This window comes from Micromonospora sp. NPDC004336 (assembly GCF_053602615.1).
Genome location: NZ_JBSGDY010000024.1, coordinates 40,697 through 50,359, shown reverse-complemented (window position 1 = coordinate 50,359; position 9,663 = coordinate 40,697). Strand labels below are relative to the sequence as shown.

General features: G+C 73.7%; 9 protein-coding genes and 2 pseudogenes. 6 read left to right on the top strand and 5 right to left on the bottom strand.

From position 1 onward, the window contains the following. The 3 genes and pseudogenes from ACWENR_RS08380 to ACWENR_RS08370 all read left to right on the top strand — a co-directional run. A pseudogene (locus ACWENR_RS08380) lies at nt 1-243 on the top strand (hypothetical protein); the annotation flags it as partial. A gap of 150 nt (nt 244-393) precedes the next feature. After that, entirely contained in the window at nt 394-825 is a 432-nt protein-coding gene (yidD, locus tag ACWENR_RS08375) for a membrane protein insertion efficiency factor YidD (RefSeq protein ID WP_452276354.1), read from the top strand. Between the two features lie 68 nt (nt 826-893). Beyond that, complete coding sequence (locus ACWENR_RS08370; RefSeq protein ID WP_091097298.1) at nt 894-1,385, top strand: WapI family immunity protein; 492 nt, start codon at nt 894-896, stop codon at nt 1,383-1,385. A 33-nt stretch (nt 1,386-1,418) separates the two neighbouring features. Here the strand turns inward: ACWENR_RS08370 and ACWENR_RS08365 are convergent, their stop codons facing one another. The 4 genes from ACWENR_RS08365 to ACWENR_RS08350 all read right to left on the bottom strand — a co-directional run bounded on the left by ACWENR_RS08365 (nt 1,419) and on the right by ACWENR_RS08350 (nt 6,526). After that, nucleotides 1,419-1,847, bottom strand: a complete 429-nt coding sequence (locus ACWENR_RS08365) for a VOC family protein (protein ID WP_452276353.1) — start codon at nt 1,845-1,847, stop codon at nt 1,419-1,421. Between the two features lie 71 nt (nt 1,848-1,918). Continuing rightward, a complete protein-coding gene (locus ACWENR_RS08360; protein WP_141721638.1) occupies nt 1,919-2,599 on the bottom strand; it encodes a hypothetical protein in 681 nt (226 codons plus the stop codon). A 3-nt stretch (nt 2,600-2,602) separates the two neighbouring features. Beyond that, nucleotides 2,603-4,663 (bottom strand): hypothetical protein, encoded by a 2,061-nt coding sequence (locus ACWENR_RS08355; protein ID WP_452276352.1) that lies wholly within the window; start codon nt 4,661-4,663, stop codon nt 2,603-2,605. Nucleotides 4,664-4,990: 327 nt separating this feature from the next. Beyond that, entirely contained in the window at nt 4,991-6,526 is a 1,536-nt protein-coding gene (locus ACWENR_RS08350) for a sigma-70 family RNA polymerase sigma factor (RefSeq protein ID WP_452276351.1), read from the bottom strand. 205 nt (nt 6,527-6,731) lie between these two features. Here ACWENR_RS08350 and ACWENR_RS08345 point away from each other — a divergent pair, with 205 nt between their 5' ends. Together ACWENR_RS08345 and ACWENR_RS08340 are read left to right on the top strand one after the other, a co-directional pair. Next, on the top strand, nt 6,732-7,916 hold the full coding sequence (locus tag ACWENR_RS08345; protein ID WP_452276350.1) for a phosphotransferase family protein: 1,185 nt from the start codon (nt 6,732-6,734) through the stop codon (nt 7,914-7,916). 48 nt (nt 7,917-7,964) lie between these two features. After that, nucleotides 7,965-8,270, top strand: coding sequence for a helix-turn-helix domain-containing protein (locus ACWENR_RS08340; protein ID WP_452276349.1), 306 nt, complete (start codon nt 7,965-7,967; stop codon nt 8,268-8,270). Nucleotides 8,271-8,300: 30 nt separating this feature from the next. Here ACWENR_RS08340 and ACWENR_RS08335 read toward each other — a convergent pair. Continuing rightward, nucleotides 8,301-8,458: pseudogene (locus ACWENR_RS08335) on the bottom strand (phosphorothioated DNA-binding restriction endonuclease); the annotation flags it as partial. Between the two features lie 341 nt (nt 8,459-8,799). On the opposite strand from ACWENR_RS08335, the gene ACWENR_RS08330 reads away from it, so the two are divergent. Next, nucleotides 8,800-9,255 (top strand): very short patch repair endonuclease, encoded by a 456-nt coding sequence (locus ACWENR_RS08330; protein ID WP_452276348.1) that lies wholly within the window; start codon nt 8,800-8,802, stop codon nt 9,253-9,255. The last annotated feature ends 408 nt before the right edge of the window (nt 9,256-9,663 follow it).

Below are 9,663 nucleotides of genomic sequence, written 5' to 3'. Positions count from 1 at the left end.
CCGACGCCCGTGCGCGAGCGGCGGTGCGGCGCCCCCGCCAACCCCATGGGGTACGACTTCTGCGGCGGCGACCGCGTCCGCAGGCCGGCCGCCGAGATCTGCGACTGGTTCGACTGCGTGCCCGAGTTCTGGGCCGGTCGGGGCTACCTCGTGCAGTGCCGCGACGGCTCGGTCAGCCTCACCGGCGGGCGGCGCGACGCCTGCGCCGAGCACGACGGAGTGCGCCGCACCGTGTGGGGCTGACCTTCCCCGGCGGTAGGTCCCAGGTCCAGCCGTCGCCCCGGTCGCCGTCGAGGCCGTCCGCCATCCGCAACAGGCCGCGTCGGCCCCCGGTCCGCCGCCCCGGCGTCGCCCCGGCGTTCAGGGGTGGCGCGGCCGTCGCATCATGTTCCCGTGATCAACCTCAAGCACGACCGGCACCGCAAGAAGAAGAAGCGCGACCACTGCGACGGGTGCAGCTCGCTCGACTGCGACGTGCCCTGCTGCGACCTGGGCCTCTTCTCCACCCTGCTCACCCTCGGCGCACTCTGCGCCCGCCTCGTGGCGCCCCGCCGGGCGTCGGCCGCCGCCGGGCTCGCGTCGTTGGTGGACCCCGCCGGGCGTACGCCGCTGCTGGACCGGGCCGGGCGGGCCGCGATCCTCGGCTACCGGCGCTGGCTGTCGCACCGCTGGCCGGGGCGGTGCCGCTACACCCCGACGTGCAGCGCGTACGGGCTGGCCGCCGTCGAACGGCACGGGTTGGCCGTCGGTGGGCGGATGGCCGCCGCCCGGCTGCGCCGCTGCCGCCCCGACGTGCCGTGCGGCACCCACGACCCGGTGCGCTGACCCGGGGAACGCCTCTGACCTGCGCGACATCCGCCCGCCCGGGCGTGCGGTTCGGCCATGATGGGACCATGGAGATCCGCTCCGACGACGGCGCCCGGGTGAGGATCCGGCCGGTGGGCTACCAGCCCGGGGTCGAGCCGCCCGACGACCCGGACGAGGCGGCGGACTGGGACGACTGGCTGCTCATCGAGACCGATGCCCGCACCGCCGACGGCCAGGCGTGGTCGCACTTCACGCCCTGCCTCACGGTGTCGGAGGCGTACGCGCTGGCGGGCTGGCTGCGGCAGCAGGCCGAGACGACCGGCGACCCGGCGGAGCCGCTGGCGGTGGCGCGCTTCATCGAGCCGAACCTGGCCTTCCGCAGCCGGGTGCTGCGGCGCCGCCGGCTGGCGCTGACCGTCGAGTTCTCCTACGAGTCGCTGCCCCCGTGGATGCGGCGGCAGCCGCTCAGCGCGGTGTACCCGCTGACGCTCACCGTCTCCGCCGACGCCCTCGCGCTGGCGGCGGAGCAGTGGGCGCGGGAGGCCGAGGCGTACCCCCGCCGGGCGACCGCCTCCTGACCCGCCGCCGACCCGGCGGCACAGCCTGCTCCCTCAGTTCGCACCGAAGTCCGGGACGGTGAGCGTGCCGTCGTCGGCGAGGGGGAAGCCGGGGTTCCAGGCGATCTCCCAGACGTGCCCGTCGGGGTCGGCGAAGCAGCCGGCGTAGCCGCCGTAGAACGTCTCCCGCGCCGGCTGCGTCAGCGTCGCCCCGGCCTCGACCGCCACCGCCAGCACCTCGTCGACCTCGCCCCGGGAGCGGACGTTCTGCGCCAGCGTCATCCCGCCGAACCCGTGCCCGTCGACCATGCCGGCGTCGGCGGCCAGCCTGTCGCGCCCCCACAGCACCACCGCCAGGCCGCCGGCCTGGAAGAAGACGGTCTCCTCGACCTCCTGGCCGCGCCAGCCGAGCCGCTCGTAGAAGGCGCGGGCCCGGGCCACGTCGGCGACGCCGAGCGTGACGAGGCTGATCCGCTGCTCCATCGTCGTACCTCCAGAGTCGGCCGTGCCGGGCCGCAGCCAGCGGCCTCCGGACCCGGCGGTTCGGCCGGTGGCTACCGGCCCAGGTCGGGTGTCGCCGGGCCGGTCAGCCGCAGCTGGCGGGCGTTGGCCCGGGCGTGACCGGCGAGGATCTCACGCGCCTCGCCGGGGTCGCGGCGCGCCACCGCGACCACCCTGGTCACCCGCCGGGCGGCCTCCTCGACCCAGTCGAGGGGCTGCGGGTCACGACGGTTCTGCTCGGCGGCGCGCTCGGCGTATCCGGCGGCCACCTCGGCGGCCGGCAGGTCGCCCAGCAGCAGACTGGCGTACGCCAGTTCCTCGTCGAGCAGCACGTCGATCCATTCCTGCCCCGGGTCGAGCTCGGCCAGCCGCTCCCGCAGGTGCGACAGGTAGCCGTCGAGGGTGGCGTACCGGTCGAAGAACGGCACGGCGCGGGCGACGACCGCGTCGACCACCTGCGCGGCGACCGACGAGTATCCGGCCGGCGTGGCGGGCGCCTCCCAACGGCCCAGCCGGAAGCCGCACGTGTAGCTCTCCGGTTCCGGCTCGGCCAGCAGCTGCACCTGCGCGTGCAGGAAGAACGCCGACCCGTACGCCGACGGCTGCGGCACGACCCGCGCGGCCGTCCAGCCGACCGGCGCGCGGACGAGCGAGTCGCCGGCCAGCTCCCACCGCTCGCCCAGCGCCGGGACAACGTGGCGCCGCAGCGCCTCGATCCACACCCGAGTGTCCATCGGTCAGCACCGTACCTCGAACACCGGTAGCTGACGGTTGCGGTACTGCGCCGGCAGGTTGCGGTGGAGCTTGTCGTACCAGTCCTGCTTGAGCCCCTCGTCGCCGGTCTTCAGGTCGAGGAAGAACTCGGGCCGCAGCGGGTCGGCGCCCACCACGACGTCGGCGCGTGCGCTGCCGGCGGGCCAGACCATGCGCCCGAAGTACGGGTTGTAGCGCATCGGCGCGATGCGTCCCCGCAGGTAGGAGACCTCGCTGTGCAGGTTGCCGCCCTCGGCCTCGACGAGTTCGGCGAACCGCTTGTGTACGGCCGTGCCCCAGGTGGCGGCCGTGTGGTGCGGCTGCCGGGCGACCTCCCGGCAGGCCTGCCTCGCGAGCTGCTCCACCCGGGCCTTCGCCTGCTGCTGCGCCGGCGTCAGGCTCGGTGCCGTCGCGGTGGGGAAGACCATCGCGCTGCGGGTGGCCTGCGGCTGGGCGGTGCCGGTCGGGGCGTTCGGCGCGGTGCTGGTCGGGGCGTTCGGCGCGGTGCCGGCCGGGGTGGGTGTCGGCGTGGCGCGATGCCGCCGGTTGCGGGCGAGTTCCTTGGCCAGGTCGTCGGCGAGCGCCTTGATGTCGGCCTGGACGAGCGCCCGGGCCACCGTCGACGCCTGGGCGCGGACCGTGTGGACCCTGGGGTTGCGCGACGGGGGGATGCGGTAGCGGGCGAAGCAGGACGTGGTGACGCTGCCGTTGGGCCGCATGCTCTTCGTGGTGGTGCAGGTGGCGATCGGGCGGCCGTCCAGCGTCATCGAGGTGGTGATGGACGCGTTGACCGGCCGGTTGACCGACAGGTACGGCGAACTCGACACCACCCGGTTCGACACCGTCACGTTGGCGCGGCATCCGTTGACCGTGCACGGTGCGAGGGTGATCGCCCCGTCGAGGGTGAACCTGACCTGGGAGTCGACCGAGTTGCGCAGCTCCTGCACGCGCGTGGCCAGGGTGCGGAAGAACTCCTCGACCTCCTCCGGGGTGAGGCGGGCGAAGCCGAACTCGAACTCGCCGTCGGCCCGCGCGCCCCGGGCGATCAGCCGTACGCCGCCCGACCCGTCGTCGTTGCGGGTGCCGGTGACCGTCGGGCCGCTGCCCGCCCGTGCCGCCACCCGGACGACCTGCCGTGGCTCGGTGGTGGTCACGTGGACCGTCAGCCCACCCGCGTCGATGACCTGTACCGGCACGCCGTCGATCGTCGTGGTGGCACCGGGCACCGGCAGGTCGGTGACGCCTTCGCCCGCCAGCACGTCGGCCAGGGTCGACGGGGCCAGCGAGTCGCCGAGGTCGAGGCCGAAGTGGCCGTCGGTGACCTGCACCCACTGCCGGCCGTACTCGGTGACGACGTCGGCCCGTACGCCCGTGCTCCGCCAGTAGGCGGCGGGGGCCCTGACGAAGGTGCGTTCCCCGGTGTCCAGCGCCTGGAGACGGTGGCCGTTCACGCCGAGCTGCGCCAGCGTCGAGCCCTCGGCGGTGACCCGCGCGTCGACGGTGACCCGGTCGCCGTCGTCGTCGGTGAACCAGCCGGTGTAGCGGGCGCCGGGCACGCCCGCCACCGTCACCGCCGCGGCGGCCAGGTCGCCGGCCGCCGCGACCTGCCGTGCGACGTGCGGGTCGAGGGGCGGCGGCGCGTCGGGGTCGTCGCCGACGGCGCGGACCAGGAAGACGCCGAGCAGGGCGCAGACCAGCAACAGCGCGAGGGCGCCGCCGCCGAGGCCGAGAAAGAGCGCGGTGTGGTTGCGGCGCGGCCGCGGTGGCGCAGGCGGACAGCCCGGGTACGGCGGGGGCGTGGTCGCCCGCAGCGGCGCACCCGCCCACGGCTGCCCCGGCGCGACCCCCGGCCGGTACTGCGGCGGCACGGCCGTCCCGGCGGCGGGGGACGGCGGCGGCAGCGGCGGGCCGGTGTGCGCGGGTGGCGGGCCCGGCGGCGGGCCGACCTGGGCGGGCGGCGGGCCGGTGTGCGCGGGTGGCGGAACCGGCGGCGGGCCGACCTGGGCGGGCGGCGGGATGGCCGGTGGGCCGGGCTGAGCCGGCACCGCACCCGTCGCTGGGCTACCGTGCGCCGGCGGCGGGGGCGCCGGCGCCGGCGCCTGCGGAGGGTGCGCCGGCTGCTGCTCTGGCTGTGTGTCGTCCGCCGCTGCGCCCTGGACCATGATGTCTCCCGGTGAGGTGACCGGCACCGTCGGTGAGAGCCTATGGCCTCGATGCAAGACGGTGTATGTCCGGACGCCCGCTGCGGATGTGGGAGTCATTCCGTGCCGAGCACGACGGAGGCGGCGAACTGAGCCGACCGGCCCGGCGCCGGGTTGGCGTCGGGCCGGTCGCGCCGTCGGCGCTGTGGCAGCCTCGCTCTTGCGAGAGCCTCAGTAGTCGATGTTGATGGCGGCGATCTGGCGGGTGCCGTTCCAGACGATGGCGGGGCCGGCGTAGCGGGAGCTGGCGTAGGTCAGCGCGGTCTTGTGCCCAGGGCTGTTGAACCACGCCTCGATCATCTGCTCGGGTGAGGAGTTGCCCGAGGACGCCCACAGGACCTCGTGGCCGCAGTGCTCGAAGGTGCCGGCGTCCAGGTTCCGCTTCACGCAGGACTCCGCGGCGCGATGCTCCGTCGTGCGCAGCCTCACCTCGGGCAGCCCGAGCGCGCGGCGCCGCTCGTTGAGCAGCACCAGCAGCCGCTGCTCCGCCGCGGACACGCCGGTGGACGTGGCGGCGGCCCGGGTCGGTGACTTCGTCGGCGTCGGCGACTTGGTCCTCGGCGACCTGCTCGGCGTCGGCGACTTCGTGGCGGCGGGGCTCGATCGTGAGGGGGTCGGCGACCTGTCGAGCGCCGTCGGGGAGGGCGACGCGGGCACGGGCCCGGTCGGCTCGGCGGCGGGCACGGTGATCGCGGTCGACGACTGCGCGCCCGTCGCGCCCGCCGGCCGCCGGCTCGGCTCGGCGGAGTAGCCGGAGACGATGAAGCCTCCGCCGCCGACCACGGCGACGGCCGCGAGGACGCCGACCAGGGCCTTGGGCAGGGACAGTGCCTGCCCCAGCAACCCGGCGGTCTTCGCGTGCGCGCCCGCCGCCGCGGCACCCCGCGACGCGCCGGCGGCGGCACGCATCCGCTGCGTGACGTGGGAGGCGAGAGCGACCGGGATCGGCGTGAGCGCCAGGCCGGCCAGCAGCCGCTCGGCCGGGACCAGGTCCGACGTGGCGTCCGGGCAGTACGCGCAGGTCCGGATGTGCCGCGCCAACCGCTTACGCCACACCGGCGCCGGCCGGCCGTCCCAGTCGGCGGCCGTGTCGAGCAGGCCCGCGCAGCCGGGCCGGGCGGCCAGGGCCCGCACCACCAACCGAGCGGTGTCCAGCTGCGCCTTCATCCGGGCCACGCGGACGGTCACGTGGTGCGGCTCCAGTCCCAGGGCGTCGACCAGGTCGGCGCGGGAGAGGTGACCGGCCTCGACCAGCCACCACAGGGACAGCAGGTGGCGGTGGTCGTCGTCCAGCCAGCGCGTGGCCAGGGCGACCTCGCGGCGCTGGTCGGACAGGCGGAGCCGGGTCAGGGTCAGGTCCTCGAAGTCGGAACCCGGGTCGATCACACTGTCGATGTCCTCCGGCGGCGCCGGCGTGGCGCGCTGGTGCTGACGGGAGGCGCGGACCTCGTTCATGGTGACGGCCACCAGCCACGACCGGAAGACCCGCGGGTCGCGCACGCCCGCCAGCCCTCGCACGACGCTCAACATCGTGTTCTGCACGACGTCGTCGACGTCCGCCGACCGGTTCAGTGCCCGGCCGACGATGTTGTAGACGAGCGGCAGGTAGTGCGAGACGAGCGCGTCCAACGCCGCCTGGTCGCCCCGACGCGCGGCGTCCACCACCGTCGACATGTCGGTCCTGATCGGGTACGCGTGATCGGTCACGCTCACAACCTCGCCTTCACGAGACATCCTCGTACCTACGTGGAGACTGGTCGGCACCCGTCCAGGTCACACAAACTCACGTCGTCGTCGGGACACGTTCGGAAAGTACCGGCCAACAGCTCGCCCACGGCATGCCCCGGCGGCCGGCGCGACGTGGGGTGTTAACCGGTCGCACGGGCTCGCCGAGCGCCGGTAGCGTGCCGGCGTGTCCCACCGCACCGTTACCCTCGCCCTGGTCGACGCCGCCGGCACCCCGCTGGGTGCCCTGCCGCCGTTCGACGTGCCGTCGCCGTGGTGGCAGGAGGTCGCGCCCGTCGTGGCCGAGGCCCGCCGACGGTACGGCGTCGAGGTCGCCGTCCTGCGCCTGCTCGGCGGGGACGACACCGGCACCGTCGGCGGCGCGGTGACGTACGTCGGACAGGTCGACGAGCCGCCCGCCACGCCGCTCACCCCGGCGAAGATGGAGCTGTCGGCGGACCCGCTGCGCGCCCCGTACGCCGAACCGGGCGGACCGGCGCGCAGCCTGGAGTGGGCGACGGGGGAGCTGCGGCGGCTCGGCCGGCCGGTCGAGACCGTCATCCAGCAGCGCACCTGGAACCTGTCGGCGGTCTGGCGGCTCGACGGGCCGGGCGGGACGGCCTGGCTGAAGCAGGTGCCGGTGTTCTTCCGGCACGAGGCCGTCGTGCTGCGCTGGCTCGGCCGCGCCGCGCCCGGGAAGACCTCCACGCTGCTCGCCGACGACGGCGACGGCCGGATGCTGCTCGACCACGTGCCGGGCGAGGACCGCTACGGTGCGCCCATTGAGGAACGGCTGGCCATGGCGGCCGACTTCCACCCGGTGCAGGTGCGGTCCGTCGCCGACGTGGCGGAGCTGGTGGCGGCCGGCGTACCGGACCTGCGCGCCCCCCGACTCGCCGGCTGGATCCGGGACCGGCTCGCCGGCCACGACACCTCGCCGGTGGAGTCTGTGCTGGCGGGGCTGCCGGCGCGGCTCGACGAGGTGGGCGGATGTGGGCTGCCGGAGACGCTGGTGCACGGGGACCTGCACCCCGGCAACGTGCGCGCCTGCGAGGGGCGGAACGTCGTCATCGACTGGGGTGACGCGTTCGTGGGACACCCGGCGTTCGACGTGCTGCGGCTGACCGAAGGGCTGCCCGCCGACGACGCCGCTCCGGTGCTGTCCGAGTGGTGCGCGCGGTGGCGGGCCGACGTGCCGGGGTGCGCGCCGGAGCGGGCCGTCGAGCTGCTGCGGCCGGTCGCGGCGCTGCGGATGGCGGCCGTGTACGCGATGTTCCTCGACGGCATCGAGGCCAGCGAGCGGGTGTATCACGCGACCGACGTCGACGCCTGCCTCAAGCAGGCGGTTTCGCAGGTCGCCACGTCGGTGTGACGACATCCGGCAGCCGGCTCGGGCCGTAGCGGCTATAGCATCGATGCTATGGCGATGAGTGATCGCGTCGATTGGAACGACCTGCGTGATCGCCGGATGGCGGAGCCGGGAGCTGCCGAGGCGTACGAGGCGACGCGTATCGCCTTCGAGCTCGGGCAGGAGGTGCGGCATCTGCGGGAGAACATGGGGTGGAGCCAGAGCCAGTTGGCGAGGTCTGCCGGCATGACGCAGTCTGCCGTGGCCCGGTTCGAGGCGGGCGGCACGGTGCCGACCCTGCCGGTCCTGGAGCGCCTCGCACGGGCGCTGAACATGAGGCTGGACGTCAGGTTCGCCCCGAACGCCGACGCCGCCTGAACGTTCTCCCGCCCGTGACCGTCATTCCTACGCGGCGAGATCGCTCAGCCGCTCCTGCGCCTGCGACCACGGCAGCTCGCTCGACCCGCTGTCGGTGAGCTGCCGAGTGCGAGCAGCACGAGCAGTGGCAAGTGTGGGGCACGCCGGCCGCGCTGCTGGTGCTCAATTACTGAGCGGCTGTGGTCGATCCCATCGCATTGGGGCGGTAGCCAGCACGGGCGGCCCAAGCGACAGCGCACGGATGAGGGCCGGGTTCGCGGGCCAGGCAGGGAAGGGCTTCCCTGGCCTTGTCAATATGCTGCTGAGTGCAGCTGGTGGTCGCGGGGCATCTGAGAGGCGACGGTCGTGAGGCCCGAAACGCGAATAGTCGGTAATTTTGTGTCGAGAAGGACGATTTTGTGGTTTTTGAACTGCCTCCCCTGAAAACCGATCGTCAGACCTGGGTCGCGCGTACACCGAATCGGTTGAGGCAGGAACAAGCGCAGGTCGGCGGCAGCCTTGGACGCATGCAGTGGCATCAGGGCGAGTGATGGCACGCTCTGATCCTGATTCCCCACGGAGGGGCAGTGGGGGTGGCTGGGTGGCCACCGCTGAGGGGTCACACCTGAGGGGCCGGCGTACGCGGGACACCGCGCCCGAGATCGCGCTGCGCCGCGCCGTGCATGCCCTCGGTCTTCGCTATCGACTGGGACGAACTCTGGCGAACCGGTGCCGACCGGACTTAGTGTTTGCTGGTCCACGTGTCGCGGTTTTTGTCGACGGATGTTTCTGGCACGGCTGCCCGCAGCATGGACCCTCAGGGTTCAGGGGCCCCAACGCCGACAAGTGGGAAGCGAAGATCGCCGCCAACAGGGCCCGCGATCGGCGCGTCGACAACGAACTCACCGAGGCTGGTTGGCGTGTGGTCAGAGTATGGGAATGTGAAGTTCGGCGCGGGGCAGAAGACGCTGCTCGTCGGGTTGCTGGGAAGGTGCGGGAACCGTAGCGGTCACCGGCCATGGCAGGCTGAGCCGAGCGGTAGCCGCCGCGAGCCTCGGAGTCTGGCTGACCGTCGCGGGCGTGTGAATATGGGCCGGGTGCCGCCGTCTGTAGTGCGGAGCGGCCCGTCGTGTGGCCAGTGTTCGAACTGCGTCGCCTGTGTCGAGGCTGAGAGCCCGGAGAAGTGGCAGCGGTTCGAAGTCGTCATACCCATGTTCTAATTTCACTGCGTGTCGCGCTGAAGCTGCCGTGCCGGGGCGGTTGAGGCAGGCCCCGACCTGTCTGGCCGATATGACAGGACGACCATCGGAGGGGGTGGCGGGTTAACAGGCTGACACTCGCAGAAGCAGCTACTGTGCCCACGGACCAGCCACCGACGAATTCGAGGTGCGTCCCGTGGCGCGGCTTCCGAGGA